Origin of the sequence: Pseudalkalibacillus decolorationis (assembly GCF_024609785.1) — a bacterium.
Taxonomy (GTDB): Bacteria; Bacillota; Bacilli; order Bacillales; family Fictibacillaceae; genus Pseudalkalibacillus; species Pseudalkalibacillus decolorationis.
Genome location: NZ_JANHJQ010000026.1, coordinates 39,544 through 64,004 on the forward strand (window position 1 = coordinate 39,544; position 24,461 = coordinate 64,004).

Genomic DNA, 24,461 nt, shown 5'->3' on the forward strand with positions numbered 1-24,461 from the left:
ACAGGTAAATGGCTATCAAAAAGTTTAAGCCAACTACAAACGGTCGTCGTAATATGACGGCATCAGATTTTAGTGAACTAACAACAGATCAGCCCGAAAAGTCGTTATTAGCACCGCTGAGTAAAAAAGCGGGACGTAACAATCAGGGACGAATCACTACTCGCCATCAAGGTGGCGGACACAAACGTAAGTATCGTATCATTGACTTTAAACGTGATAAAGATGGAATACCAGGACGCGTTGCTACGATCGAATATGATCCAAACCGTTCTGCAAACATCGCACTTATCCATTATGCTGATGGTGAAAAGCGTTACATTCTTGCTACTAAAGGAATGAAAGTAGATCAAGAAATCATGTCTGGTACTGATGCAGACATTAAGCCTGGAAACGCATTACCTATCGCAAACATCCCAGTAGGTACTACGATTCATAATATCGAGTTACAACCTGGTCGAGGTGGACAGCTCGTACGTTCAGCTGGAGCTGAAGCACAGCTTCTTGGTAAAGAAGAACGTTATGCACTCGTACGTTTACGTTCTGGTGAAACTCGTATGATTCTATTAACTTGCCGCGCAACTATCGGTCAAGTAGGGAATCTTGAACATGAACTTATTAACATTGGTAAAGCAGGACGTTCCCGCTGGTTAGGCAAACGCCCAACTGTTCGTGGGTCTGTTATGAACCCTAACGATCACCCACACGGTGGTGGTGAAGGACGTGCACCAATCGGACGTAAATCACCAATGTCCCCATGGGGCAAACCTACACTTGGTTACAAGACTCGTAAGAAGAATAAGCCAAGTGACAAATATATTGTTCGTCGTCGTAAAAAATAACGCATTGACTCAAAATCAAAGTGTCAGACCTGCCTCTAGGTGCTTACAATCAGAGGGTGTCAGGCACTTATGAGTCAGTACGAAGGGAGGTACAAACATGGGTCGTAGTTTGAAAAAGGGACCTTTCGTGGATGATCACTTAATGAAAAAGGTAGAAGGTCTTAACGAAGGCAATGACAAGAAGGTTATTAAAACCTGGTCTCGTCGTTCTACAATTTTCCCTGATTTTATCGGACACACTATTGCCGTTTATGACGGGCGAAAGCACGTACCAGTGTATGTGACTGAAGACATGGTCGGACACAAGCTTGGTGAATTTGCACCATCGCGCACATACAAAGGTCACGCAGCTGATGATAAGAAAACAAGACGTTAACCAGAGAGGAGGTACTACGAATGGAAGCTAAAGCTGTTGCAAAACAGATTCGAATTGCTCCTCGTAAAGCTCGCCTAATCATCGATCTCATTCGAGGAAAGGCAGTTGGAGAAGCGATTGCGATCTTGCGTCATACACCGAAGGCAGCATCTCCAATCGTTGAAAAAGTGCTTAATTCTGCTATCGCAAACGCAGAGCACAATTATGAAATGGAACCAAACAATCTTATTGTAAAAACTGCATTCGTTGATGAAGGTGTTACAATGAAACGTTTCCGTCCACGGGCTATGGGCCGTGCAAGCCGCATCAACAAGCGCACAAGTCACATTACGATCGTAGTTTCAGAAAAGAAGGAGGGATAATTCGTGGGTCAAAAAGTAAATCCAGTAGGACTTCGTGTTGGTGTTATTCGTGACTGGGAATCTAAATGGTACGCAGACAAAGATTACGCAGATCTACTACATGAAGACATCAAAATTCGTGAATACATTGAAAGCCGTTTGAAGGATGCTGCAGTTTCTCAGGTTGAGATTGAACGTGCAGCCAATCGAGTAAATATCACTATTAAGACAGCTAAACCTGGTATGGTCATCGGTAAAGGTGGTTCTGAAGTCGAATCGCTTCGTAAAGCACTAAACGACCTTACAGGTAAAAGAGTTCATGTGAACATTTTTGAAGTTAAACAAGCAGATCTTAATGCTAAGCTTGTTGCAGATAATATTGCTCGCCAACTCGAAAATCGTATCGCGTTCCGTCGTGCAATGAAACAAACGATTCAACGTGCAATGCGTGCAGGAGCAAAAGGGATTAAAACAGAAGTATCTGGTCGTCTAAACGGTGCAGATATTGCTCGTTCAGAATCCTACAGTGAAGGAACTGTACCGCTTCACACACTTCGTGCAGATATCGACTATGGAACTGCTGAAGCAGACACTACTTTCGGTAAAATCGGTGTTAAAGTGTGGATTTATCGTGGTGAAGTCCTTCCAACGAAAGGAACGAGACAAGGGGAAGGAGGAAAATAAATTATGTTGTTACCAAAACGTGTGAAATATCGTAGAGAACACCGTGGCAAGATGCGTGGACGCGCAAAAGGTGGTCAAGAAATTGCTTTTGGTGAATACGGTTTACAAGCTATTGAAGCGTCTTGGATCACAAACCGTCAGATTGAAGCTGCACGTATCGCGATGACGCGTTACATGAAGCGTGGCGGTAAAGTCTGGATTAAAATTTTCCCTTCTAAGCCCTACACAGCTAAGCCATTAGAGGTGCGAATGGGTTCCGGTAAAGGTGCACCAGAAGGATGGGTCGCTGTAGTTAAGCCTGGGAAAATTATGTTTGAAATCGCTGGGGTTCCTGAGGAAGTTGCGAGAGAAGCACTTCGTCTTGCGTCTCATAAGCTGCCAATTAGAACAAAATTTGTAAAACGCGAAGAAGTGGGTGGTGACACAAATGAAAGCTAATGATTTCCGTAACTTAACCACTGCAGAAATCGAACAGAACGTTAAAACTCTTAAAGAAGAGCTATTCAACCTTCGCTTTCAATTAGCAACTGGTCAATTAGAGAACCCTGCCCGCATTCGTGAGGTCCGTAAAGCCATTGCACGTGCAAAAACTGTTTTGCATGAACGTGAGCTAGGAATTACGAACGCTTAAATTGAAGGGAGGACTTAAAAAATGAGCGAACGCAATCAGCGTAAAGTATATGTTGGTAAAGTTGTATCCGACAAAATGGATAAAACAATCACTGTACTAGTTGAAACTTATAAAACTGATAAATTGTACGGTAAGCGTGTGAAGTACTCTAAAAAGTTAAAGGCACATGATGAAAACAACACTGCTAAAATGGGAGACGTTGTAAGAATTATGGAAACACGTCCATTATCGAAAGATAAGCGCTTCCGATTAGTAGAAGTTGTAGAAGAATCAATTATTATCTAATATAAGTTCGGATCGATATCTTCAGTCCGAAAGGAGGTACTCGTAAATGATTCAACAAGAATCACGTTTAAAGGTAGCTGACAACTCTGGAGCTCGTGAACTATTGACCATTAAGGTACTTGGTGGATCTGGCCGTAAGTATGCCAATGTTGGTGACATGATCGTCTGTTCTGTCAAATCCGCAACACCAGGTGGCGTTGTTAAGAAGGGTGACGTTGTTAGAGCAGTTATTGTGCGCTCCAAGCGTGGTGTACATCGCCCAGATGGTTCATATATCCGCTTTGACGAAAACGCAGCAGTCATCGTAAAGGACGACAAGAGCCCAAGAGGGACTCGTATTTTCGGACCTGTTGCACGTGAATTACGTGACAACCAGTTTATGAAAATCGTTTCTTTAGCACCAGAGGTACTTTAAAAATTGAATTCAAGCTTGGTCTTGTAAGGAGGTGCGCAAGTCGCTATGCCTAAAATGCACGTGAAAAAAGGCGATAAGGTTCAAGTAATTTCTGGTAAGGACAAAGGAAAGCAAGGAGAAATCCTTCAAGCATTACCGAAACAAAACCGTGTTATCGTTGAAGGAATTAACGTTGTTAAAAAGCACGCTAAGCCTTCCCAAGATAATCCACAAGGTGGAATCCTAAACGTAGAAGCACCAATTCATGCTTCTAATGTTATGGCAATCGATCCAAAATCCGGTGAACCTACACGAGTAGGTTATAAAGAAGAGGACGGAAAGAAAGTACGTATTGCTAAAAAATCCGGAGAAGCTCTTGATAAATAAGCATTATTGTTGAAAGGAGGTTACCAAGAATGAATCGTCTACAAGAAAGATACAGAAAAGAAATCGTTCCTTCTCTCGTTGAGAAGTTTAACTATACATCTGTGATGCAAGTACCAAAAATCGAAAAGATTGTAGTCAACATGGGTGTTGGTGATGCAGTATCCAATGCAAAGGTCCTTGACACTGCTGTTGAGGAGTTAACGGAAATCTCTGGTCAAAAACCTGTCATCACGAAAGCGAAAAAATCTATCGCAGGATTTAAGCTTCGTGAAGGAATGCCAATTGGGGCGAAGGTAACATTACGCGGTGAGCGTATGTACGAATTCCTAGACAAGTTGATCAGCGTTTCATTACCACGTGTACGTGACTTCCGCGGTGTATCTAAGAAGTCCTTTGACGGTCGTGGAAATTACACACTTGGTGTCAAAGAACAACTTATCTTCCCAGAGATCGATTATGATAAGGTCAACAAGGTTCGAGGTATGGATATTGTAATCGTTACAACATCGAACACCGATGAAGAGGCTCGTGAACTACTACTTCAAGTAGGTATGCCATTCCAAAAATAGAGCCAAAGGAGGGAATACTGTGGCGAAAAAATCAATGATCGCTAAACAAAAACGTAAGCAGAAGTTCCAGGTACAAGAGTATACTCGTTGTGAACGCTGTGGACGTCCGCATTCCGTTATTCGTAAATTTAAGCTTTGCAGAATTTGTTTCCGCGAACTTGCATATAAAGGTCAAATCCCTGGCGTCAAAAAAGCTAGCTGGTAAACCCCATTGTCGGGAAGGAGGTAATTAATAATGGTTATGACAGATCCAATTGCAGATATGTTAACTCGTATTCGTAATGCAAACACTGTAGGTCACGATAAACTCGAGGTTCCTGCATCCAAGCTAAAAAGAGAAATTGCAGAAATCCTTAAAAGCGAAGGTTTTGTACGTGACGTAGAGTTTATTGAAGATAGTAAGCAAGGTGTTATTCGTATTTTCTTGAAGTATGGTGTAAACCAAGATCGTGTTATTACAGGACTTAAGAGAATCAGTAAGCCTGGCCTGCGTGTCTATGCAAAAGCATACGAAGTGCCGCGTGTCCTCGGTGGACTCGGAATCGCACTTGTATCAACTTCAAAAGGTATTATGACAGATAAAGATGCTCGCCAACAGCAAGTCGGCGGAGAAGTCTTAGCATACGTTTGGTAATCGAAAGAAGAATGGAGGTGCAGCTGAATGTCTCGTATTGGAAACAAACCACTTGATATTCCAAACGGCGTAACGGTCGACATCAAAGACGGCAACGTTGTAACAGTAAAAGGATCTAAGGGTGAGTTAACTCGTTCGTTTAGCCCTGATATGAAAATTAAGATTGAAGAAAAACAAGTACTTGTTGAGCGTCCAAGCGAACACAAGGAACACAAAGCTCTTCACGGAACAACTGCTAGCTTGATCGGGAATATGATTGAAGGTGTATCGAACGGATATCAAAAGTCTCTTGAACTAGTTGGGGTAGGGTACCGTGCAAACAAGACTGGAAACAAGCTTGTTTTGAACGTAGGTTACTCTCATCCGGTTGAGATCGTTCCTGAGTCAGGAATTGATATCGAAGTACCTGCAAATACAAAAGTAATCGTAAAAGGTATCGATAAAGAACGTGTTGGTGCCGTAGCAGCGAATATTCGTTCTGTACGTCTTCCTGAACCATACAAGGGTAAAGGTATTCGTTACGAAGGAGAATATGTTCGTCGTAAAGAAGGTAAAACTGGTAAATAGGAACGTAAGATTGCGGAAAGGAGTGGCGTAGGATGATTACAAAGCCTGATAAAAATGTTTCGCGTAAAAAGAGACACGCTCGTGTTCGCCGTAATATTTTCGGAACAGCAGAACGTCCTCGCTTGAACGTATTTCGTTCATCGAAGCACATTTATGCACAGTTAATCGATGATACAAACGGAGTAACGTTATTATCTGCTTCTACATTAGACTCAAACGTAGATGTGGAGAACGGTGGAAACGTTGAAGCAGCAAAAAAAGTCGGCGAAACACTCGCGAAGCGAGCAGTTGAAGCTGGACATAAAGAAGTAGTGTTCGACCGAGGCGGTTATCTATATCATGGACGCATTCAAGCGTTGGCAGATGCGGCCCGTGAAGCAGGACTACAATTTTAATAGAAGGAGGGACAAATCATGCGTCGAATCGACCCAAATAAACTAGAACTTGAAGAACGTGTTGTTACTGTAAACCGCGTTGCAAAGGTTGTTAAAGGTGGACGTCGCTTTCGCTTTGCTGCGGTTGTGGTAGTTGGAGACAAGAACGGCCATGTCGGTTTCGGTACAGGAAAAGCTCAAGAAGTACCTGAAGCAATCCGTAAGGCAATTGAAGATGCGAAGAAGAACTTAGTTAATGTTCCAATCGTAGGTACAACTCTTCCACACCAGATTACTGGACGCTACGGAGCGGGGAAAGTTTTCTTGAAACCTGCATCTGAGGGTACAGGAGTTATTGCTGGAGGACCTGTACGTGCGGTACTAGAATTAGCTGGAATTGGTGATATCCTATCCAAATCATTAGGATCAAACAATCCAATCAATATGGTTCGTGCTACAATTAGTGGACTTGAAAATCTAAAAAGAGCTGAAGACGTTGCGAAATTACGTGGCAAATCAGTAAAAGAACTATTAGGTTAAGGGGGGATTTTAAATGGCTAAGAAATTAGAAGTCACCCTTACTCGTAGTATCATTGGTCGTCCAGAAAACCAACGTGTTACTGTAAAGACACTAGGTTTACGTAAGATGCACCAAACAGTCGTACATCAAGACAACGCAGCAATTCGTGGTATGGTCGGGAAAGTATCACACCTTGTGACTGTTAAAGAAATTGATGCGTAATAATACGATATAATCCATGAGGAGGTGCCGATAATGAAACTTCATGAATTAAAACCATCTGAAGGTTCTCGTAGCAACCGTAATCGTGTTGGACGTGGAATTGGTTCTGGTAATGGTAAGACAAGTGGAAGAGGCCATAAAGGGCAAAACTCACGCTCAGGCGGTGGAGTAAGACCTGGGTTTGAAGGTGGTCAAAACCCACTTGCAAGACGTTTACCAAAACGCGGTTTTACAAATCCAACTCGTGTTGAATACGCAGTTGTGAACGTAGAAAAGCTTAACCGTTTTGAAGAAGGAACAGAAGTAACTCCTGAATTACTCCTTGAAACAGGTGTGATCAGTAAGTTAAGAAATGGAGTTAAGATCCTAGGAAATGGTAAGCTGGAAACCAAAGTAACGGTTAAAGCTCATAAGTTTTCTGCGTCTGCTAAAGAAGCAATCGAAGCAGCAGGCGGAAAAACCGAGGTGATGTAATGTTCCGTACAGTCTCCAATATTATGCGCGTAAGTGATATACGAAACAAAGTACTTTTCACCTTGGCTATACTTGTCATCTTTCGGCTCGGTACGTTTATCCCTGTTCCGAATGTAGACAAAAATGTACTAGACTTTCAAAATCAAATGAGTGTATTTGGATTTCTAAATACATTCGGTGGTGGCGCCCTGCAGAACTATTCAATCTTTGCGATGGGGATTATGCCATACATTACAGCATCCATTATCGTACAATTGCTACAGATGGATGTTGTACCGAAGTTCACTGAGTGGTCAAAGCAGGGTGAGGTTGGACGGCGTAAGCTTACACAGTTTACTCGCTACGGTACGATTGGACTTGGGTTTATTCAGGCAATTGGAATGTCAATCGGGTTTAATAACTTATTTCCTGGGTTGATTCCAAACCCTAGCATTCAAACTTACTTATTAATCGCTCTAGTTTTAACCGCAGGAACTGCTTTTCTAATGTGGTTGGGTGAGCAGATTACTGCTAAAGGTATCGGGAATGGTATATCAATCCTAATCTTTGCAGGTATTGTTGCGGCAATCCCTGGGGCAGTGAATCAGTTTTATGCCCAACAGTTTGAAGGAGCAGAACAAACCCTTTTTATTGGAATTGTAAAAGTACTCTTGATTCTTCTTGCAGTACTAGCATTAACGGTCTTCGTAATCTTTGTGCAACAAGGCTTACGTAAGATTCCAATCCAATATGCAAAGCGTGTGGTAAACAATAAGCCGGTTGGTGGTCAACAAACACACTTACCGATTAAAGTTAACGCAGCAGGAGTCATCCCGGTTATCTTTGCGATCTCATTGATGATCGCACCAGGAACTGTGGCTGGTTTCTTCGATGAAAATGCTGTGACCCGCTTTATTACAACAGCATTTGATTATACTACTCCTGTTGGTATGGCTATATATGCAGCATTAATAATTGGATTTACGTATTTCTATACATTCATCCAAGTAAATCCAGAGCAAATGGCTGAGAACTTGCAGAAGCAAGGGGGGTACATTCCAGGAATTCGTCCTGGGAAGAATACAGAAAAGTACATTATCCGTATTCTTTACCGTCTTACCTTCGTTGGTGCATTATTCTTGGCAGTTGTCTCAATCTTGCCTATCTTTTTCATTCAAATTGCGAACCTTCCTCAAGCACTTCAGATTGGCGGAACGAGCTTACTGATTGTAGTAGGTGTTGCATTGGATACGATGAAGCAAATTGAAAGCCAACTAATTAAGCGTCATTATAAGGGCTTTATTAAATAAAAAGAAACCGGGGAAACAATGTGAATTCCCCTGTCTCTTTACAACGTACGTTTGGGACGTATGGAGGGATTAGATGAATCTAGTACTCATGGGTCTGCCAGGTGCCGGAAAAGGAACTCAGGCTGAGAGGATCGTTGACAAATATGGTATCCCCCATATCTCAACAGGTGACATGTTTCGTGCCGCAATTAAAGAGGGTACGGATCTAGGACTAAAGGCGAAATCCTTTATGGATGCAGGAAATTTAGTTCCAGACAATGTTACGATTGGGATCGTCAATGAACGATTGGGCAAATCCGATTGTCAAAATGGGTTCTTGCTTGATGGGTTTCCTAGAACGGTAGCACAGGCCGAAGCGCTGGAGAAAATTCTTTCTGAAATGAATCGTTCGATCAACTATGTTTTAAATATTGATGTTGATAAAGAACAGTTGATGGAACGATTAACAGGCCGTCGAATCTGCAAACAATGTGGAGCAACTTATCACGTGATGTTTAACCCACCTGAAAACGAAGGTGTCTGTGATAAGTGCGGCGGAGAGCTTTATCAGCGTGAAGATGATAATGAAAAAACGGTCAAAACAAGACTTGAAGTCAATATTGAACAATCGAAGCCATTACTTGCGTTTTATGCAGAAAAAGGCTATCTACGTAATATTGATGGAAACCAAGATATTAAGAAGGTCTTCAATGACATCGACCAACTCTTCGGAGGGTTAAGGTAATGATCATTAGTAAAACATCTCGGGAAATTGACATCATGCGTGAAGCTGGAAAGATCGTTGCTCTAACCCATCAGGAGCTTCAGAAGCATATTACGCCAGGAATTACGACGAAAGAGCTTGATTCGATCGCAGAAAAGTTCATTCGCAACTACGATGCAATTCCTTCTTTTAAAGGATATAATGGTTTTAAAGGAAGTATTTGCGCTTCAGTAAATGAAGAACTTGTTCATGGAATTCCAGGTAAAAAGGTGCTGAAAGAAGGGGACATCATTTCCATTGATATCGGAGCTAAGTATAACGGTTATCATGGAGATTCAGCTTGGACTTACGGTGTCGGTGAAATTTCCGATGAAAACCAGCATCTTTTAGAGGTCACTGAACAATCGTTATACAAAGGTCTTGCAGAAGCGAAGCCTGCCGAAAGGCTTACGAATATCTCTCATGCGATTCAATCGTATGTTGAAGCAGAAGGATTTTCGGTCGTACGAGAATACGTCGGCCACGGTGTCGGACAAAATTTACACGAGGACCCACAAATCCCGCATTTTGGACCGCCAGGTAAAGGACCAAGGCTAAAGCCAGGAATGGTTCTTGCTGTTGAGCCGATGGTAAACGCAGGATCGCGATATGTTCGAACATTAGCAGATAACTGGACTGTCGTTACGCAGGATGGTAAAAGCTGTGCACATTTCGAGCATACCATTGCAATTGTCGAAGGTGGATTCGAAATTTTAACAAAAGCCTAAGTGAAGGTGATAAATGGTGAGTGAATCCGAGCCAATACCGCAAGTTGGGCAAATGGTTCAAATATTGCGTGGACGGGACGCTGGTCAGATTAGTATTATTGTAAGTATTGTGGATGATAAATTCATCCTCATCGCTGACGGTGATAGACGAAAATATGACCGGGCAAAAAAGAAGAACATTAATCATCTAGAGCTGTTTCAATATATTTCGCCGGAAGTTAAGCGAAGCATCGATGAAACAGGACGTGTAACAAACGGTAAATTGCGTTTCGCCGTGTCGAAATTCTTGAATGATCAAGCTGAGTTGCTTGAGAAGGGAGAACAAATCGATGGCTAAGGAAGATGTAATTGAGGTAGAAGGAACCGTTCTCGAACCGCTGCCGAATGCGATGTTTCGAGTTGAGCTTGAAAACGGTCATAAAATATTAGCTCACGTTTCTGGTAAGATTCGTATGCACTATATTCGTATTCTGCCAGGCGATAAAGTTACCGTAGAATTGTCTCCGTATGATCTAACACGGGGTAGAATCACGTATCGGTATAAGTAAGACATTCGCTATCAAAATGTGTTTGCAGGTAGAAGAACCTGTCAACACTGTAGTGAGTGAAACGGTTAATTTCAATTGAAAGTGCCTCGCTCAATAGGATTTTCGATTACCTATTTCACGTCTTGTGAATAGCTGATGAAGTTCATCAGGAAGCGTACGTCGCTTTACAACCGCTGAACTGACTCACATCCTATGAGCAAGTCCGTGGCATAAGGAGGTATTTAGAATGAAGGTAAGACCATCAGTCAAACCAATCTGTGAAAAATGTAAAGTTATTCGCCGTAAAGGAACCGTTATGGTAATCTGTGAAAACCCGAAGCATAAACAAAAACAAGGTTAAGGACAGGAGGTGCATATAAATGGCACGTATTGCAGGAATCGATATCCCTCGTGACAAACGAGTTGTCATTTCACTAACATATGTCTATGGAATCGGTAAAACTACAGCTCAACAAGTTCTTGCTGAAGCTGGTGTTTCTGAAGAGACTCGCGTAAGAGATCTTACTGAAGAAGAGTTGACAAAAATCCGTGAAATCGTTGACCGCTTTAAAGTTGAAGGTGATCTTCGTCGTGAAGTATCCCTTAACATTAAGCGTCTAATTGAAATCGGAAGCTACAGAGGTATCCGTCACCGTCGTGGTCTTCCAGTTCGCGGTCAAAATACGAAGAACAATTCTCGTACACGTAAAGGTCCACGTCGTACAGTAGCGAATAAGAAGAAATAGTAAGGGAGGTATACTCATATGGCTAAACAACGTAAAACCAATACCCGTAAGCGTCGTGTAAAAAAGAATATTGATAGTGGAGTAGCACATATCCGTTCAACGTTCAATAACACGATCGTTACGATTACTGACACACACGGAAACGCAATATCTTGGGCTTCTTCCGGAAACCTTGGATTTAAAGGCTCCCGTAAGTCAACTCCATATGCTGCACAGATGGCTGCTGAATCAGCTGGAAAAACAGCAATGGAACATGGAATGAAAACTCTCGAGGTTTCTGTAAAGGGCCCTGGAGCAGGACGAGAAGCAGCAATTCGGGCACTTCAAGCAGTAGGATTAGAAGTAACTGCAATCCATGATGTGACACCAGTGCCTCATAATGGATGCCGTCCGCCAAAACGTCGTCGTGTATAATAACTGAGGGATTCTCGTAATTCTGAAGTATTAAATTTGGAAACCTGTCTATAATGGTTATGAATGAAGGTTTATCGAGCAACGCTTACTAATAGGTTATTAATCGGACTACCTATTAAGGGATTTCGGTTAGATCGACGGGGTCTAACCGGGGTTCGACGTTTTGAAGGAGGGTTTTGTTGAATGATTGAAATCGAAAAGCCAAGAATTGAAACGGTAGAGATCAGCGACGATGCCGCGTACGGGAAGTTTGTTGTTGAACCTCTAGAGCGTGGATACGGCATCACGCTGGGCAACTCCTTGCGTCGTATTTTGTTGTCTTCTCTTCCAGGAGCTGCAGCGACTTCTGTTCAAATTAACGGAGTCTTGCATGAATTTTCAACGATTGATGGTGTTGTAGAGGACGTTACTACCATTATCTTAAGCTTGAAAAAGCTCGCACTGAAAATTTATTCTGAGGAAGAAAAAACGCTTGAAATCGATGTCCAAGGTGATGGAGTAGTAACTGCTGCTGACATCACACATGATAGTGACGTCGAAGTGTTAAACCCTGATCTTCATATCGCTACTCTATCAAAGGATGCTCATTTTCAGGTGAAAATTACTGCTAAACGTGGTAGAGGATATGTTCCGGCTGAAGGTAATAAAACAGAAGAGCAAGCGATTGGTGTCATTCCAATCGACTCAATCTTCACACCAGTTACCCGTGTAAACTATCAAGTTGAAAACACCCGTATCGGTCAAGTGACAAACTATGACAAGCTAACCCTTGATGTTTGGACAGATGGTAGTATTCGACCTGAAGAGGCCGTTTCCCTTGGGGCGAAAATTGTTACAGAGCACTTGAATATCTTCGTTGGTTTAACGGATCAGGCTCAAAAAGCTGAGATCATGGTTGAAAAGGAAGAAGATCAAAAAGAAAAAGTGTTAGAGATGACAATCGAGGAACTTGATCTCTCTGTACGTTCTTACAATTGTTTGAAACGGGCAGGTATCAACACAGTTCAGGAACTTGCTCAAAAGTCTGAAGAAGATATGATGAAAGTTCGTAACCTCGGTAAGAAGTCACTCGAGGAAGTTCAAGAAAAGTTAGAAGAGCTTGGACTCGGCTTACGTGATGAAGAATAAAAAAACAGATAGATAAAGAATAAACAAAAAAGGAGGGACCTCTCATGGCTTACCAAAAGTTAGGTCGTGTATCATCTGCACGAAAAGCTTTACTCCGTGATTTAGCAACAGATTTGATCATTAACGAACGTATTGAAACAACAGAGGCAAAAGCAAAAGAGCTTCGTTCCGTTGTTGAGAAGATGATTACACTTGGCAAACGTGGTGACCTTCATGCTCGTCGTCAAGCGGCTGCTTTCGTTCGTAATGAAGTAGCAGACGAAGAGACTGGTCAGGATGCAATTCAAAAGCTTTTCAGTGATCTTGCTCCACGTTTTGAAGAACGCCAAGGTGGATATACTCGCATTCAGAAGATTGGTCCTCGCCGCGGCGATGGTGCACCAATGGTTATTATTGAGTTAGTTTAATCGGAACAAAGATAACGTGCAAAATAACATCGACGAAAAGGGCGGGACAGAATCTTTAGAGATACTGCTTCTGTGCCCTTTTTTCGCACGTTTAGAAAGAAAAATAAAGAGCCTTGTTTGGAGACAATCTCTTTCTAGCGCTTGTCGCACCTAAAACAGGGGCACATGCGCTATTTTTACACGTTAAGAAGCTAAATATTGGCTACGGGCGGAATTATGGTCAAAACAACGAGGATACAGGTAGAGCAATGGTAAGAACTATAGCAGAGAAAAGAGGAGTAGAGAGGAGGATTGCTATGACTGACATTATTAATGTTACTAATGTATCATTTCGGTACGAGGATAACGGCCCGAACCGACTATCAGACATGAACTTAACAATAAAACAAGGCGAATGGCTTGCAGTTGCTGGGCATAACGGATCTGGAAAATCAACATTGGCTAAACTATTAAACGGACTTCTAATCCCTGATGCAGGTGCGATTGAAATTGGTCCTTTTCAAACGAGTCGCGAGAACGATTTATGGGAAATTCGCAGGCGCGTTGGAATGGTTTTTCAAAATCCAGATAATCAGTTTGTGGGGACAACGGTTAAGGATGACGTTGCTTTTGGGCTTGAGAACAACGGAGTTCCGAGGGAAGAAATGATTCGACGTATCGAAGAAAGTTTATCAAGAGTACAGATGCTCGGTTATGAAGACCAGGAGCCTCATCAGCTTTCTGGAGGTCAAAAGCAACGTATCGCAATTGCAGGAGTTCTTGCACAAAAGCCTTCTGTCATTATTCTGGATGAAGCTACAAGCATGCTGGATCCTAGAGGGAGGAAGGAGGTCCTCAAAACCATTCAGGAGTTAAATAAACAGGATGGAATCACTGTATTATCAATTACACATGATTTAGAAGAAGCGATCCAGTCTGATCGAATGATAGTCATGAAGCAAGGAAGGATTGTTCAGTCAGGCCCTCCGAGGGAAGTATTCCAACATCCTGAACTTTTAAGGGATGCAGGACTAGAGCTACCATTCGCCCTAAGCATTCAGGAGAAATTAAAAGAGGCAGGCTATGAATTAAATGTGCCGACCCTAACCCAAACAGAATTGGTGGAAGCGTTATGGAATTATCGACAGAGCAAGTAAGCCATTTATATAACAAAGGAACCCCGATGGAACGACGTGCTCTTTACGATGTTTCAATTAAGATTCCCTCAGGAAGTTTCTATGCAATAATCGGTCATACAGGATCAGGGAAATCGACACTCATTCAACATTTGAACGGCCTTTTAAAACCAACTAGTGGATCTGTTTATGCAGGGGAAACAACTATACGATCCGATGAAAAGGCGAAACGGCTACGAGATGTTCGTAAACGTGTCGGCATGGTATTTCAATACCCTGAACACCAGTTGTTTGAGGAGACGATTGAAAAGGATATATGTTTCGGACCCCGTAATTTTGGTGCGAGTGAACAGAAGGCAAAGAGAAAGGCGAAGGAGACATTGCAACTTGTCGGACTTAACGAAGAGTTCTTGCAACGTTCACCTTTTGAATTAAGTGGAGGGCAAATGCGGCGTGTGGCTATTGCAGGTGTTCTCGCAATGGAACCTGACGTGTTAATTTTAGATGAGCCGACTGCAGGTCTTGATCCGAGTGGACAAAAAGAAATGATGGAGTTATTTGCAACACTTCGTGAACAGAAGAAGATTACGATCATCCTTGTTACACACAGTATGGAGGATGCTGCACGGTATGCAGAACAAATTGTTGTCATGGCTAGAGGATCGATCTACATGCAAGGGAAACCCGCTGAAATTTTTCAGCAGAAAGAGAAATTACACGAGATCGGACTTGATGTACCTGAAGCGATCCAGTTTATAAAAGCGCTTGAAAAACAATTCAATATAAAGTTGCCCAAAGCTTTTACTGTTGAAGAGGTTGTCGAGGTCGTTCGTAGCATTTTAAAGGTGGGAACAACACCATGATGCAAAATGTGATTATCGGTCAATATATACCTGCGGACTCCCTCATCCATCGTATGGACCCCCGTTCTAAACTGATTGCAGTTTTTATTTTCGTTCTTATTGTTTTTCTTGCAAACAATTGGCTAAGTTATAGCCTTCTAGGGATTTTCACAATTGGAACTGCTGCAATATCTAAAGTGCCTTTTTCCTATTTATTAAAAGGTTTGAAGCCTATTTTTTGGATCGTGCTTTTTACTGTCATTTTACATTTGTTTATGACGAAGGAAGGCCCTGTTTTACTTGATTTAGGTTGGGCTAAGATACATGAAGGTGGTCTTGTGAAAGGGGTCTTTATTGCTTTTCGGTTATTCTTTTTGATTTTATTGACATCACTGCTTACTTTAACGACAACCCCTATCGATATTACGGATGGGTTAGAGAATTTGTTGGCACCTTTAAAGCGTTTGAAATTCCCTGTTCATGAATTCGCATTGATGATGTCGATCTCGCTACGCTTTATTCCGACGCTTATGCAGGAAACAGAGAAGATCATGAAAGCTCAATCTGCTAGAGGTGCTGAATTTTCCAGTGGGCCAATACAACAACGAATTAAAGCGTTTGTGCCACTTCTCATTCCGCTGTTTATTAGTGCTTTTAAACGGGCAGAAGATCTGGCTCTTGCGATGGAAGCACGAGGTTATCGAGGCGGTGAAGGGAGAACGAAGCTCAGACTTTTACAATGGAAAATGCGAGACAGCTTTTGTCTGTTTAGCATGGGCGTATTAATTGTAGCATTAGTAATCTTTAGATCTTAGAGGTGACGTATGAAGCGGATGCGTGGCATTATAAGCTACGATGGAACAGGTTTTTCTGGTTATCAGGTACAGCCTAACCAACGGACTGTCCAAGGTGAACTTGAGAGGGTACTTCAACGGATTCATAAAGGGGAAGAAGTAACGACGACTGCATCTGGACGTACAGATGCTGGGGTGCATGCAGTTGGGCAGGTTTTTCATTTTGATACGTCGTTGACGATAGCGACATCTGCATGGCCTCGAGCATTGAATGCTCAACTACCCGGTGATGTTCGCATACAATCAATTGAAGAGGTTAACCCGGACTTTCACTCACGTTTCGATGTTGTGGAAAAAGAATATCGCTACCGGATTTTAATAAACAAACGAGCTGATGTGTTTAGGCGGAATTATGTGTATCATATTCCGTATGAGCTTGACATCGAGTCGATGAGAGCTGCAACAGGTTATTTTATTGGGACGTATGACTTTACTTCGTTTTGCTCAAGAAAAGCGAAAGTAAAAGATTATATTCGAACGATTTACAAGCTGGATCTAGTTGAAATAGAGGACGAGCTAGTAGTAATTGTAACGGGGAGCGGGTTTTTGTACAACATGGTGCGAATTATCGTTGGTACTATTTTAGCAGTCGGAAGCGGTCGAATCGCAGTGAGTGACATTCCTGAAATAATTGAAGCAAAGAACCGCGATATTGCTGGAAAGACTGCTCATGCACAGGGCCTTTACCTTTGGAGAGTGTCTTACTAGAGGTTGTTCAAAAAGTCCGGTAATAATAGCTGTCGAATTTCTTCGTTCCTTGGAAAAGTAGTACACTTTTCCGGCGTGCGAGGCACTGCTTCCGTAGAATATTCTTGTGCTCGATCTCTTCGGTCCTCACGTATTAATAGCATACGCTCCGGTCCTCAAGACTTTCGCGCCTCGAACTTCTCGGCTCTTTTTATCCTCCTTTTTGAACACGCACTACTAGTACAATTACAAGTTAAAGAATAATAATAGGATTAATACAGACGACACACTTGACATCGTTGTCTATATGTAATATGATGTTCTTTGGTATTTCTAAAATCCACAGCCCCGGATTTGGAAATCGTTGAAAACTTTGAAAGTAACGAATCGTACAACAAATAGATGATTTGTAACGGAATGAAACAGGAGGGAAATGAATTGCGTACCTATATGGCAAAGCCGAAAGAAATGAAACGTAAATGGTATGTAGTAGACGCTTCAGGTAAAACACTTGGTCGTCTTTCTACAGAGGTAGCTTCCATTCTTCGTGGTAAACACAAGCCGATTTTTACACCACATGTTGATACTGGTGACCATGTCATTATTTTAAATGCTGGTGAAATCGTATTGACTGGGAAGAAGCTTTCTGACAAGCTTTATCACCGTCACACTGGACACCCAGGCGGACTTAGAACAAGAACAGCACAGGAAATGCGTGACAAGCGTCCTGAGAAAATGCTTGAACTTGCTATTAAAGGAATGCTTCCTAAGAACAGCCTTGGACGTCAAATGATCAAAAAGCTTCATGTGTATGCTGCAAATGAACATCCACATCAAGCACAAAGTCCTGAAAACTATGAACTTCGCGGATAAATAATAAGGAGGGTTTAACTTGGCTCAAGTACAATATTACGGAACCGGTCGTCGTAAGCACTCTGTTGCTCGTGTACGTCTTGTACCTGGTGATGGACGTTTTATCGTAAACGGTCGTAATCTAGATGAATTTTTCGGACTAGAAACATTAAAAGTTATTTCAAAACAGCCGCTCGTACTAACGGAAACTGAAGGTAAATATGATATTCTCGTTAATGTTGACGGCGGTGGATACACTGGCCAAGCTGGTGCGATTCGTCACGGTATAGCTCGTGCACTATTACAAGTAGATCCAGAATTACGTGCTTCCCTTAAAAGTGCAGGCTTCCTAACTCGTGATGCACGTATGAAAGAACGTAAGAAGTACGGACTTAAGGGCGCTCGTCGTGCTCCACAATTCTCAAAGCGTTAATCAAATATTTATATTCAAAAGCTCTGGTTACAGCAACCAGGGCTTTTTTTTTACGTAAAAAAAGTATAAAAATTTGCTGCATAGAAGCGATGTCTAGCTTCAGCGCCCAGGTGTTCGAGGTCGCTTCGATTCTTCCACAAACACAAAAAGCGTGTTATGTTACAGAATCTCCAGTGCTTGCACTAAAGCATAAGTGCAACTAAGGTAATCGCTAAAAAAGCTTGGCGTTTACCAAAGTTTTCTTTATCACACCTAAACGGGCGCTTCCGTTTTTCTTAATTTAGTTTTGCTTTGAGTTCCTCACATATACATACAGTCTTTTACCAAAGTTGCCATAGTATGATTCGATTTTGCTGTTGAACACTAATGGATGAGGAGGCGAAACGAATGAATGTAATCACCACTTTTCGTGAAAAACAATATAAAAAACGGATAACTTTTGAACGAAAAGTACTGAGAGAATTATCATTAAATGGGTTGAAAACAGAATTCACAAATTTGTTTACTCCATTTTTCCAATATAGTTTGTTATTTCAAGACGAAATTCAAGACACAAGTATTGATATTGCTATTGAGGCGTTTTTGTTAGGTGCTGAATTCAGTCGCTTCGGTTATCATGGTGAATCAATCGAAAGCATTAAACAGAGAAGTGAGCAAGCTGAAAAGCGTTTAATTGATACATTATATGAATACTGGCAATTTTGGAGTTATGCACCGGATGAAGTTCATTTATCCCTTCAGACGTGTTGTGACGCATTTGTGCAACGCTGGTGGCGTGAAGGTTTTGAAAAAGGACAGCGTCGTTATAAAATGCGACTACATTGACAGTTAGTGGTATATTTCCCCTACCTGTCCCATACATATGTACAAGGAATGGGAAGTGGGAGGGAAAAAGGTGAAAAGGTGGATGCAATGGGGTCTGATCGGATTATGTGCCGGTCTTTTAGTGTATGTAATTCAACATCAATTAACATCGGATCATTCCTGGTCGACATGGAATCTTCCGTTAACGGGAAACATTATTGTGTTGGATGCAGGCCACGGTGGTTTGGATGGTGGAGCAGTCGGAAAGGGAGATATATTGGAGAAGGATGTTGCCTTGAAAATATCAGTAAAACTGAGGGATTACTTGCAACAGGCAGGGGCACTTGTTCTTATGACTAGGGAAACTGACAAGGACCTTGCTAATGAAGACACAAAACGTCTTCGAAATCGAAAGACAGAAGACTTGAAAAAGAGAGCAGAAATTATTAATACATCCGGAGGAGATTTGTTCATAAGTATACACTTAAATGCAATCCCTTCTCCTAAATGGTATGGTGCTCAAGTTTTTTATAATCCTGCAATGGAAGATAATGAGAAGGTTGCGAAGTTTATTCAGTCAGAAATTCGCCGTAATCTGGAAAACACAACCCGAGAAGCAAAGCCAATCAGTAATGTTTACATGGTAAAAACCGCAGAAATCCCTGGGGCACTAGTTGAGGTAGGTTTTCTATCGAATCCAAATGAACGTGAGCTTCTGAAATCCGAACTGTATCAAAATAAAATCGCAGCCTCCATCTACCAAGGAATTCTTCGGTATTATGCTAAGGAAACCCTTGAGGGATCAGAAACCGAATAATTACGTATAGGTTTTTCCTTCTTTTGTGGGTCTTCCCTATTCAAACTTCTTGAAACAGCAGTGCTATGTGTGGTACCTGACCCTGTTTCACCCTTGTGTTATACTAAGGAATGCAGAGAATTATATAAAGGATGGTGTTGGATCTTGTTATCAGAGGAACGTATACTCGAAATTTTAAAACCTATTCAAGAGCCATTTTTACATAAAAGTATTGTTGATGCGAACAGTATTACAGAGATGAAGGTAAAGGAAAACTACGTAAGTCTTAAGATTGCTATTGCTCAAGCCAATTCACCTGAACAGATGCAATTGCAACAACAAATCGTAAATGAATTAAAAAGTGCGGGTGTTGAATCAGTCGGTCTTCGATTTGAACAGCGGCAGGATAATGGTCAAGAACAAACCTTAAGCGGGGAAGACCAGTCGACCGAATCCACGACGTTTATTGCTGTTGCCAGCGGTAAAGGCGGAGTTGGTAAATCAACGGTTTCAGTTAACCTAGCTACTTCACTAGCTAATGCAGGAAAGAAAGTCGGACTTATTGATGCGGATATTTATGGATTCAGTGTACCGGATATGATGGGGATAGCAGAACGACCACGTGTAGTTGGTGAGCAAATTTTTCCTGTTGAACGTTTAGGCGTAAAAGTGATCTCTATGGCATTTTTCGTAGAAGACAATGCACCTGTCATTTGGCGGGGGCCAATGCTTGGTAAAATGCTTACGAATTTTTTTAATGATATCGAATGGGGAGACCTCGACTACTTGATATTAGACTTACCACCCGGCACAGGAGATGTAGCCCTCGATGTCCATAAGATGCTTCCACAAAGCAAAGAAATCATTGTAACGACACCTCACCCTACTGCAGCATTTGTTGCAGCTCGTGCGGGTGCTATGGCTCTAAAAACAGAACATGAGGTGTTGGGTGTCATCGAAAATATGGCTTACTTCGAAAGTGAAACAACTGGAGAGAAAGAATATGTATTCGGAAAAGGCGGCGGAGATAAGCTTGCGGATGAGTTGCAAACAGAAGTTCTCGGTAGAATTCCACTCGGACAGCCTGCAATGCATGAAGAAGATTTCGCTCCTTCTGTCTATCGCGATGGCTCAAGAATTGGAGAAATCTATAAGCAAATCGCACACAAAATTATCGAAAAAGTTGGTAAATAATATTATCGAGAATTTTATACTTATTTTATTATAAAAACCAGGCTCTCCAACGAACTTCGTTGAAAACGCCTGGTTTTATCTTTCTGCAAGGGCAAGTTGTAAGAATCCATTATTACTGTTGGCCTGGATCCTGACCTTGGCCGCCGCCTCCTTGATCCTGTTCTTGTTGTTTTCCCTCTTTCTTTAAAGCATCCCCGCTTTTTAATTCTTCTTGTACAGCCTTTTTTACCATTTCAGAAATCTGAGCTTTTACAAGTGGACTTTCAAATGTCTCCATCATGACCTTTTTCTGTTGCTCCCGGAATTCTTGAGAAGTCAATAAGTCCATGACTTCCTTTTGCATTTGGGGATCTTTCATAACCTCCATCAGCTTTTTCCGATACTCAGGGTCATCTATCATTGATTTCATTAATTCTTCATTTTGACTTTTCATACTTTTTGCCAGGGCTTCAACAAATTTTGGGTCTTTCATTAATTTACTCCAAAATTCCTGCCCTTTTTTGGATGTTAATGTTTCTTCGATTGTTTTTTTAACAAAAGCTTGGTCCATTACAACCTGTTGTTTTATCTTTTCATCTGTTAGAACTTCCTTAATCGCTTTTTTACCATCATCTGATTTTAAAAGATCGACCAGCATTTTCTTTGTTTCTTCATAACTTCCCTGGCCCTCTGCTTCGGCAGGTGTACACCCTTGTAAAAACAAATAGCCAAAGGAGATGATGAGGACGACCACCCAGTGTTTCATCCTAGATTGCCCCTTTCAATAAACTTACCTTTAGCGTTAGAGAAATATGTGACAAATATGCGGACTAAATAAAGGAAACTGGCTTTTTGAGGACTGGATTGATACAATCATAACGGAACTTATTTAAAGAGGATGTTCAAAAAGTATCCAAATAATAAACGGCGAATTTCTGCGTTACTCGGCTTTTCTGGTCCTCACGTAGGACATAGAAGGTATACAATACTTCCGAAGAATAAACATTGTGCACCTGCGTCTGCAAGGTAATCCTACCGAAGAAGGCTTCCTCGGTGCAAGGCAGCATTGATGTTATACAAGTTAGTAGCCTTCCTCAAAGCTATCGTGCCTTGGGCTCACACGATGTGAGTCAGTTCGATGTTGTTACAGGATGTAACGTTTTTAGTCGAACTTCTTATTCGATTATTGATTCGTCTACTTTTTGAACTTATGTTTAAAGGGGAAATTCGAACCGTGAATATACGAAAATGGGTTTACTTATTTTTCACTACATTATTAATTGGCGGTCTTAGCTCAGTCGTTGTGGGAGTATTGATGCGCTGGCAGGATGTTGAAGCGGGAACAAGCTTCTTCGTTATGTTAGCTTGGTTATTGGGCTTTGGCTTTATTTTTAGCATTATCAGTCAAATGGGGTACTTTGCTTTTCTAACTATACATCGATTTGGTCTAGGGATTTTCAAATCCGCTCAGTTATGGAATTGGGTACAACTCCTTATCCTTGCTTTTGTTGTTTTCGATCTGTTTTATTTAAGATATATTGCGTTTAATGATACAGGAACACCACTGCTTCATTTTATCCTTGTACCTTTAGCGTTGCTTGCCTTTGGTGTAATTGTTGCTTTTATTAAAAAGAAAGAAACAAATAAAGGCGCATTTATTCCAACATTATTTTTCATGGTCGCGGTAACTACAATTGAATGGATTCCGGTGTTAAAACAAGGTGATGCATTGTGGCTTTGGTTATCGATCGCACCACTTTTAGCTTGTAACACGTGGCAAGTACTTATTCTACATCGCCTCATTAGGAAAAAGGACTGAGATCTCATCAGTCCTTTTTGCGTACCTGGGTCACTTCAGCCGTTAACTTCGACTAACTAATGCGCCTGGCTTTTCTTACACGTTAAGAAAGTATAAAAGTTTGCGGCATGGATGTAATGTCCAGCTTCAGCGCCCAACCACTTGGATCACTTCAGGCCTCCTGCGGCGGCAACAGCCTCCTCGTCGGTCTTCCAGTGACCTTCGTGGCTAAGCAGGGCGCTTGCGCTTTTCTTATTTTATTTCTTTACTTTTGCTTTCCGTATTTGCAATTAATTCACCAACGGTCACAAATTGATATCCATCTTTTCTGAGTTCACTAACGATCGTCTCAAGTGCTTTCGTCGTATGCTTGACTGAGTCTGAAGCATGTAACAGAACAATGTCTCCACTATCAGCTCGTGACAATACTGTTTCGGCAATTTTGTCCGGACCAGGGTTTTTCCAATCGCGTGTATTGATACTCCAATGAACGATGGTATAATCAAGTTTTTCTGCAATCTTGAGCACTTGTTTATCAAAATGCCCATTCGGAGGTCTTAATAAATCTGTTTTTTGATCTGAAACCTCTTTAATCTTTTCTTGGGCTAATAATATATCTCGTTTAACCTTATCAGCATCCATGCCAGTATAACTTTTATAGCGATATCCAAGGCTTCCAATTTCGTGGCCGTTCTTCACAATTTCCTCTACAATGTCAGGGTGCCGCTCAGCCCATTCCCCAGAAAGGAAGAACGTTACATCCTTTACTTTTTCCTTCTTCAGAAAATCAAGAATCTCGTGTATCCGCTTATCACCCCAACTAACATCAAATGTCAAAGCAATTTTCTTTCCTTTTGCTTCAGCCTTGTAAATTGCTCTAGGTTCTCCATCCTTTGTGTTAAAAACAGCAAGATCCTTTCCCTCTACAAATGCAATAAGTGCAGCAAAAAATGATGCCACGAAAATAATTAAATATTGTTTAAAACGCTTTCCGCTAATAATCCAAAAGAACTTCATAGACACACCTCCTGTCCAACTTCTGCTTACACATACACATGTATATGCAAAGTAGGACAAGATAGACCTCTCTCGAAAATGTTTGGAATAAAAATGGAAAAAATAAGGGATAATGGATATAAAAAATGTGAAGGATGGATTCCATGCTGGGGTTTTTATTAAATGAAAAAGAAGTAAAAGAAATGGAATACGTATTAAAAAAAGAGCTGGAAGAGTTATCACATGACCTCGAGGATCGCCATATTGAAGGATTGATAAAACGAGCGATGGAAGAGCGATACCAACTCGTCTTTCGAGTTCTTCAACGTTTCTCAACCCCTGCTGAATGTGTTAAATATATGCGCCAACGAATTTCGAATCATAAATAGGAAAAAGTTATTGACAGGGCCGCGCCACCCTGATATAGTAATTTCTGTTGCTAAAAAAATTCAAAAAAACATCTTAAAAAAAGTTGTTGACTTGGATGTTAGCACATGATATATTAGTTAGGTCGCTTCAAAACGACTTTAACAATTTAAGCTCTTTGAAAACTGAACAAAAGCCAAGCGTGAAACGGGTTTTAACGAACCCTGATTAATTTTTTATTTAAATGAGTTAAGGATCTTCGGCTAAGTTCGTCACGTCCTGTGACAACACCGAAGTTAGCGCATCCGTGCGCGTCACAAACACTTTATTGGAGAGTTTGATCCTGGCTCAGGACGAACGCTGGCGGCGTGCCTAATACATGCAAGTCGAGCGAACCAACGAGGAGCTTGCTCCTCAGCGGTTAGCGGCGGACGGGTGAGTAACACGTGGGCAACCTGCCTGTAAGA

Annotated in this window: 40 protein-coding genes and 1 rRNA gene; 39 read left to right on the top strand and 2 right to left on the bottom strand. The window is 41.5% G+C overall.

The window, feature by feature from the left end:
* Positions 1-8 precede the first annotated feature (8 nt).
* The 36 genes from rplB to NON16_RS20115 all read left to right on the top strand — a co-directional run bounded on the left by rplB (position 9) and on the right by NON16_RS20115 (position 20,855).
* The gene (rplB, locus tag NON16_RS19940) at positions 9-839 is read left to right on the top strand and encodes a 50S ribosomal protein L2 (RefSeq protein ID WP_257351175.1); all 831 of its coding nucleotides are present in this window, start codon (positions 9-11) and stop codon (positions 837-839) included.
* 97 nt (positions 840-936) lie between these two features.
* Complete coding sequence (rpsS, locus tag NON16_RS19945; RefSeq protein WP_257351176.1) at positions 937-1,215, top strand: 30S ribosomal protein S19; 279 nt, start codon at positions 937-939, stop codon at positions 1,213-1,215.
* Positions 1,216-1,235: 20 nt separating this feature from the next.
* Positions 1,236-1,577 carry a 50S ribosomal protein L22 gene (rplV, locus tag NON16_RS19950; RefSeq protein WP_257351177.1) on the top strand — a complete coding sequence of 114 codons (342 nt, stop codon included), beginning with the start codon at positions 1,236-1,238 and terminating at the stop codon, positions 1,575-1,577.
* A gap of 3 nt (positions 1,578-1,580) precedes the next feature.
* Positions 1,581-2,240, top strand: coding sequence for a 30S ribosomal protein S3 (gene rpsC, locus NON16_RS19955; RefSeq protein ID WP_257351178.1), 660 nt, complete (start codon positions 1,581-1,583; stop codon positions 2,238-2,240).
* Between the two features lie 3 nt (positions 2,241-2,243).
* Positions 2,244-2,678 (top strand): 50S ribosomal protein L16, encoded by a 435-nt coding sequence (rplP, locus tag NON16_RS19960; protein WP_257351179.1) that lies wholly within the window; start codon positions 2,244-2,246, stop codon positions 2,676-2,678.
* Positions 2,668-2,871 (top strand): 50S ribosomal protein L29, encoded by a 204-nt coding sequence (gene rpmC / locus NON16_RS19965; RefSeq protein WP_257351180.1) that lies wholly within the window; start codon positions 2,668-2,670, stop codon positions 2,869-2,871. The genes rplP and rpmC overlap by 11 nt, the downstream gene beginning before the upstream one ends.
* A 21-nt stretch (positions 2,872-2,892) precedes the next feature.
* Entirely contained in the window at positions 2,893-3,156 is a 264-nt protein-coding gene (gene rpsQ / locus NON16_RS19970; protein WP_257351181.1) for a 30S ribosomal protein S17, read from the top strand.
* 46 nt (positions 3,157-3,202) lie between these two features.
* Positions 3,203-3,571, top strand: coding sequence for a 50S ribosomal protein L14 (gene rplN / locus NON16_RS19975; protein WP_257351182.1), 369 nt, complete (start codon positions 3,203-3,205; stop codon positions 3,569-3,571).
* A gap of 54 nt (positions 3,572-3,625) precedes the next feature.
* Positions 3,626-3,937 (top strand): 50S ribosomal protein L24, encoded by a 312-nt coding sequence (gene rplX / locus NON16_RS19980; protein WP_257351213.1) that lies wholly within the window; start codon positions 3,626-3,628, stop codon positions 3,935-3,937.
* 29 nt (positions 3,938-3,966) lie between these two features.
* Positions 3,967-4,506: a 50S ribosomal protein L5 gene (gene rplE, locus NON16_RS19985; protein WP_257351183.1), complete on the top strand. Its 540-nt coding sequence runs from the start codon at positions 3,967-3,969 to the stop codon at positions 4,504-4,506.
* 19 nt (positions 4,507-4,525) lie between these two features.
* On the top strand, positions 4,526-4,711 hold the full coding sequence (locus NON16_RS19990) for a type Z 30S ribosomal protein S14 (protein ID WP_257351184.1): 186 nt from the start codon (positions 4,526-4,528) through the stop codon (positions 4,709-4,711).
* A gap of 30 nt (positions 4,712-4,741) precedes the next feature.
* The gene (rpsH, locus tag NON16_RS19995) at positions 4,742-5,140 is read left to right on the top strand and encodes a 30S ribosomal protein S8 (RefSeq protein WP_257351185.1); all 399 of its coding nucleotides are present in this window, start codon (positions 4,742-4,744) and stop codon (positions 5,138-5,140) included.
* Between the two features lie 27 nt (positions 5,141-5,167).
* The gene (gene rplF / locus NON16_RS20000; RefSeq protein ID WP_257351186.1) at positions 5,168-5,707 is read left to right on the top strand and encodes a 50S ribosomal protein L6; all 540 of its coding nucleotides are present in this window, start codon (positions 5,168-5,170) and stop codon (positions 5,705-5,707) included.
* A 32-nt stretch (positions 5,708-5,739) separates the two neighbouring features.
* Complete coding sequence (gene rplR, locus NON16_RS20005) at positions 5,740-6,102, top strand: 50S ribosomal protein L18 (RefSeq protein ID WP_257351187.1); 363 nt, start codon at positions 5,740-5,742, stop codon at positions 6,100-6,102.
* Positions 6,103-6,120: 18 nt separating this feature from the next.
* Complete coding sequence (rpsE, locus tag NON16_RS20010; RefSeq protein ID WP_257351188.1) at positions 6,121-6,621, top strand: 30S ribosomal protein S5; 501 nt, start codon at positions 6,121-6,123, stop codon at positions 6,619-6,621.
* Positions 6,622-6,634: 13 nt separating this feature from the next.
* Positions 6,635-6,823: a 50S ribosomal protein L30 gene (rpmD, locus tag NON16_RS20015; protein ID WP_257351189.1), complete on the top strand. Its 189-nt coding sequence runs from the start codon at positions 6,635-6,637 to the stop codon at positions 6,821-6,823.
* A 33-nt stretch (positions 6,824-6,856) separates the two neighbouring features.
* Positions 6,857-7,297, top strand: coding sequence for a 50S ribosomal protein L15 (rplO, locus tag NON16_RS20020; protein ID WP_257351190.1), 441 nt, complete (start codon positions 6,857-6,859; stop codon positions 7,295-7,297).
* Positions 7,297-8,586 (top strand): preprotein translocase subunit SecY, encoded by a 1,290-nt coding sequence (secY, locus tag NON16_RS20025; RefSeq protein WP_257351191.1) that lies wholly within the window; start codon positions 7,297-7,299, stop codon positions 8,584-8,586. The genes rplO and secY overlap by 1 nt, the downstream gene beginning before the upstream one ends.
* A 73-nt stretch (positions 8,587-8,659) precedes the next feature.
* Positions 8,660-9,310, top strand: coding sequence for an adenylate kinase (locus NON16_RS20030; protein ID WP_257351192.1), 651 nt, complete (start codon positions 8,660-8,662; stop codon positions 9,308-9,310).
* Positions 9,310-10,056: a type I methionyl aminopeptidase gene (gene map, locus NON16_RS20035; protein WP_257351193.1), complete on the top strand. Its 747-nt coding sequence runs from the start codon at positions 9,310-9,312 to the stop codon at positions 10,054-10,056. Before NON16_RS20030 ends, map begins: the two co-directional genes overlap by 1 nt.
* 16 nt (positions 10,057-10,072) lie before the next feature.
* On the top strand, positions 10,073-10,393 hold the full coding sequence (locus NON16_RS20040; protein ID WP_257351194.1) for a KOW domain-containing RNA-binding protein: 321 nt from the start codon (positions 10,073-10,075) through the stop codon (positions 10,391-10,393).
* Positions 10,386-10,604: a translation initiation factor IF-1 gene (gene infA, locus NON16_RS20045; protein ID WP_257351195.1), complete on the top strand. Its 219-nt coding sequence runs from the start codon at positions 10,386-10,388 to the stop codon at positions 10,602-10,604. The genes NON16_RS20040 and infA overlap by 8 nt, the downstream gene beginning before the upstream one ends.
* A gap of 226 nt (positions 10,605-10,830) precedes the next feature.
* On the top strand, positions 10,831-10,944 hold the full coding sequence (rpmJ, locus tag NON16_RS20050) for a 50S ribosomal protein L36 (protein ID WP_003322638.1): 114 nt from the start codon (positions 10,831-10,833) through the stop codon (positions 10,942-10,944).
* 19 nt (positions 10,945-10,963) lie between these two features.
* Positions 10,964-11,329, top strand: coding sequence for a 30S ribosomal protein S13 (gene rpsM, locus NON16_RS20055; protein WP_257351196.1), 366 nt, complete (start codon positions 10,964-10,966; stop codon positions 11,327-11,329).
* Between the two features lie 18 nt (positions 11,330-11,347).
* The gene (gene rpsK / locus NON16_RS20060) at positions 11,348-11,743 is read left to right on the top strand and encodes a 30S ribosomal protein S11 (RefSeq protein ID WP_257351197.1); all 396 of its coding nucleotides are present in this window, start codon (positions 11,348-11,350) and stop codon (positions 11,741-11,743) included.
* A gap of 183 nt (positions 11,744-11,926) precedes the next feature.
* Positions 11,927-12,871 carry a DNA-directed RNA polymerase subunit alpha gene (locus NON16_RS20065; RefSeq protein WP_257351198.1) on the top strand — a complete coding sequence of 315 codons (945 nt, stop codon included), beginning with the start codon at positions 11,927-11,929 and terminating at the stop codon, positions 12,869-12,871.
* 44 nt (positions 12,872-12,915) lie between these two features.
* Positions 12,916-13,278 (top strand): 50S ribosomal protein L17, encoded by a 363-nt coding sequence (gene rplQ / locus NON16_RS20070; RefSeq protein ID WP_257351199.1) that lies wholly within the window; start codon positions 12,916-12,918, stop codon positions 13,276-13,278.
* Positions 13,279-13,574: 296 nt separating this feature from the next.
* A complete protein-coding gene (locus NON16_RS20075; protein WP_257351200.1) occupies positions 13,575-14,414 on the top strand; it encodes an energy-coupling factor ABC transporter ATP-binding protein in 840 nt (279 codons plus the stop codon).
* On the top strand, positions 14,390-15,256 hold the full coding sequence (locus tag NON16_RS20080) for an energy-coupling factor ABC transporter ATP-binding protein (protein WP_257351201.1): 867 nt from the start codon (positions 14,390-14,392) through the stop codon (positions 15,254-15,256). The genes NON16_RS20075 and NON16_RS20080 overlap by 25 nt, the downstream gene beginning before the upstream one ends.
* On the top strand, positions 15,253-16,050 hold the full coding sequence (locus tag NON16_RS20085) for an energy-coupling factor transporter transmembrane component T family protein (protein WP_257351202.1): 798 nt from the start codon (positions 15,253-15,255) through the stop codon (positions 16,048-16,050). Before NON16_RS20080 ends, NON16_RS20085 begins: the two co-directional genes overlap by 4 nt.
* Positions 16,051-16,059: 9 nt before the next feature.
* Positions 16,060-16,797, top strand: a complete 738-nt coding sequence (gene truA / locus NON16_RS20090; RefSeq protein WP_257351203.1) for a tRNA pseudouridine(38-40) synthase TruA — start codon at positions 16,060-16,062, stop codon at positions 16,795-16,797.
* 396 nt (positions 16,798-17,193) lie between these two features.
* Positions 17,194-17,649 carry a 50S ribosomal protein L13 gene (gene rplM / locus NON16_RS20095; RefSeq protein ID WP_372508850.1) on the top strand — a complete coding sequence of 152 codons (456 nt, stop codon included), beginning with the start codon at positions 17,194-17,196 and terminating at the stop codon, positions 17,647-17,649.
* 19 nt (positions 17,650-17,668) lie between these two features.
* Positions 17,669-18,061: a 30S ribosomal protein S9 gene (gene rpsI / locus NON16_RS20100; RefSeq protein ID WP_257351205.1), complete on the top strand. Its 393-nt coding sequence runs from the start codon at positions 17,669-17,671 to the stop codon at positions 18,059-18,061.
* A gap of 387 nt (positions 18,062-18,448) precedes the next feature.
* Positions 18,449-18,886, top strand: coding sequence for a YbaK family protein (locus tag NON16_RS20105; RefSeq protein WP_257351206.1), 438 nt, complete (start codon positions 18,449-18,451; stop codon positions 18,884-18,886).
* Positions 18,887-18,968: 82 nt separating this feature from the next.
* Positions 18,969-19,682 carry an N-acetylmuramoyl-L-alanine amidase CwlD gene (gene cwlD, locus NON16_RS20110; RefSeq protein WP_372508851.1) on the top strand — a complete coding sequence of 238 codons (714 nt, stop codon included), beginning with the start codon at positions 18,969-18,971 and terminating at the stop codon, positions 19,680-19,682.
* A 144-nt stretch (positions 19,683-19,826) separates the two neighbouring features.
* Positions 19,827-20,855, top strand: a complete 1,029-nt coding sequence (locus tag NON16_RS20115; RefSeq protein WP_257351208.1) for an Mrp/NBP35 family ATP-binding protein — start codon at positions 19,827-19,829, stop codon at positions 20,853-20,855.
* 112 nt (positions 20,856-20,967) lie between these two features.
* Here the strand turns inward: NON16_RS20115 and gerD are convergent, their stop codons facing one another.
* Complete coding sequence (gene gerD / locus NON16_RS20120; RefSeq protein WP_257351209.1) at positions 20,968-21,600, bottom strand: spore germination lipoprotein GerD; 633 nt, start codon at positions 21,598-21,600, stop codon at positions 20,968-20,970.
* 468 nt (positions 21,601-22,068) lie between these two features.
* On the opposite strand from gerD, the gene NON16_RS20125 reads away from it, so the two are divergent.
* On the top strand, positions 22,069-22,653 hold the full coding sequence (locus NON16_RS20125) for a KinB-signaling pathway activation protein (RefSeq protein ID WP_257351214.1): 585 nt from the start codon (positions 22,069-22,071) through the stop codon (positions 22,651-22,653).
* A 231-nt stretch (positions 22,654-22,884) separates the two neighbouring features.
* Here NON16_RS20125 and pdaB read toward each other — a convergent pair whose 3' ends face one another.
* Entirely contained in the window at positions 22,885-23,649 is a 765-nt protein-coding gene (gene pdaB, locus NON16_RS20130) for a polysaccharide deacetylase family sporulation protein PdaB (RefSeq protein ID WP_257351210.1), read from the bottom strand.
* 143 nt (positions 23,650-23,792) lie between these two features.
* On the opposite strand from pdaB, the gene NON16_RS20135 reads away from it, so the two are divergent.
* Positions 23,793-24,017, top strand: a complete 225-nt coding sequence (locus NON16_RS20135; RefSeq protein ID WP_257351211.1) for a hypothetical protein — start codon at positions 23,793-23,795, stop codon at positions 24,015-24,017.
* A 302-nt stretch (positions 24,018-24,319) separates the two neighbouring features.
* A 16S ribosomal RNA gene (locus NON16_RS20140) occupies positions 24,320-24,461 on the top strand; the annotation flags it as partial.

Coding starts and splice junctions, on each gene's coding strand:
- rplM (WP_372508850.1), top strand. CDS start 17,194: ATGAAACAGGAGGGAAATGAATTGCGTACCTATATGGCAAAGCCGAAA.
- NON16_RS20085 (WP_257351202.1), top strand. CDS start 15,253: ATGATGCAAAATGTGATTATCGGTCAATATATACCTGCGGACTCCCTC.
- rpsS (WP_257351176.1), top strand. CDS start 937: ATGGGTCGTAGTTTGAAAAAGGGACCTTTCGTGGATGATCACTTAATG.
- rplB (WP_257351175.1), top strand. CDS start 9: ATGGCTATCAAAAAGTTTAAGCCAACTACAAACGGTCGTCGTAATATG.
- rplX (WP_257351213.1), top strand. CDS start 3,626: ATGCACGTGAAAAAAGGCGATAAGGTTCAAGTAATTTCTGGTAAGGAC.
- infA (WP_257351195.1), top strand. CDS start 10,386: ATGGCTAAGGAAGATGTAATTGAGGTAGAAGGAACCGTTCTCGAACCG.
- rplQ (WP_257351199.1), top strand. CDS start 12,916: ATGGCTTACCAAAAGTTAGGTCGTGTATCATCTGCACGAAAAGCTTTA.
- rpsQ (WP_257351181.1), top strand. CDS start 2,893: ATGAGCGAACGCAATCAGCGTAAAGTATATGTTGGTAAAGTTGTATCC.
- NON16_RS20105 (WP_257351206.1), top strand. CDS start 18,449: ATGAATGTAATCACCACTTTTCGTGAAAAACAATATAAAAAACGGATA.
- map (WP_257351193.1), top strand. CDS start 9,310: ATGATCATTAGTAAAACATCTCGGGAAATTGACATCATGCGTGAAGCT.
- NON16_RS20075 (WP_257351200.1), top strand. CDS start 13,575: ATGACTGACATTATTAATGTTACTAATGTATCATTTCGGTACGAGGAT.
- NON16_RS20030 (WP_257351192.1), top strand. CDS start 8,660: ATGAATCTAGTACTCATGGGTCTGCCAGGTGCCGGAAAAGGAACTCAG.
- NON16_RS20065 (WP_257351198.1), top strand. CDS start 11,927: ATGATTGAAATCGAAAAGCCAAGAATTGAAACGGTAGAGATCAGCGAC.
- rpsM (WP_257351196.1), top strand. CDS start 10,964: ATGGCACGTATTGCAGGAATCGATATCCCTCGTGACAAACGAGTTGTC.
- rplF (WP_257351186.1), top strand. CDS start 5,168: ATGTCTCGTATTGGAAACAAACCACTTGATATTCCAAACGGCGTAACG.
- rplV (WP_257351177.1), top strand. CDS start 1,236: ATGGAAGCTAAAGCTGTTGCAAAACAGATTCGAATTGCTCCTCGTAAA.
- NON16_RS20135 (WP_257351211.1), top strand. CDS start 23,793: ATGCTGGGGTTTTTATTAAATGAAAAAGAAGTAAAAGAAATGGAATAC.
- rplP (WP_257351179.1), top strand. CDS start 2,244: ATGTTGTTACCAAAACGTGTGAAATATCGTAGAGAACACCGTGGCAAG.
- NON16_RS20080 (WP_257351201.1), top strand. CDS start 14,390: ATGGAATTATCGACAGAGCAAGTAAGCCATTTATATAACAAAGGAACC.
- rpmJ (WP_003322638.1), top strand. CDS start 10,831: ATGAAGGTAAGACCATCAGTCAAACCAATCTGTGAAAAATGTAAAGTT.
- gerD (WP_257351209.1), bottom strand. CDS start 21,600: ATGAAACACTGGGTGGTCGTCCTCATCATCTCCTTTGGCTATTTGTTT.
- rpsH (WP_257351185.1), top strand. CDS start 4,742: ATGGTTATGACAGATCCAATTGCAGATATGTTAACTCGTATTCGTAAT.
- rplR (WP_257351187.1), top strand. CDS start 5,740: ATGATTACAAAGCCTGATAAAAATGTTTCGCGTAAAAAGAGACACGCT.
- rplN (WP_257351182.1), top strand. CDS start 3,203: ATGATTCAACAAGAATCACGTTTAAAGGTAGCTGACAACTCTGGAGCT.
- cwlD (WP_372508851.1), top strand. CDS start 18,969: ATGCAATGGGGTCTGATCGGATTATGTGCCGGTCTTTTAGTGTATGTA.
- rplO (WP_257351190.1), top strand. CDS start 6,857: ATGAAACTTCATGAATTAAAACCATCTGAAGGTTCTCGTAGCAACCGT.
- truA (WP_257351203.1), top strand. CDS start 16,060: ATGAAGCGGATGCGTGGCATTATAAGCTACGATGGAACAGGTTTTTCT.
- rpmD (WP_257351189.1), top strand. CDS start 6,635: ATGGCTAAGAAATTAGAAGTCACCCTTACTCGTAGTATCATTGGTCGT.
- secY (WP_257351191.1), top strand. CDS start 7,297: ATGTTCCGTACAGTCTCCAATATTATGCGCGTAAGTGATATACGAAAC.
- pdaB (WP_257351210.1), bottom strand. CDS start 23,649: ATGAAGTTCTTTTGGATTATTAGCGGAAAGCGTTTTAAACAATATTTA.
- rpsK (WP_257351197.1), top strand. CDS start 11,348: ATGGCTAAACAACGTAAAACCAATACCCGTAAGCGTCGTGTAAAAAAG.
- rpsE (WP_257351188.1), top strand. CDS start 6,121: ATGCGTCGAATCGACCCAAATAAACTAGAACTTGAAGAACGTGTTGTT.
- rpmC (WP_257351180.1), top strand. CDS start 2,668: ATGAAAGCTAATGATTTCCGTAACTTAACCACTGCAGAAATCGAACAG.
- rplE (WP_257351183.1), top strand. CDS start 3,967: ATGAATCGTCTACAAGAAAGATACAGAAAAGAAATCGTTCCTTCTCTC.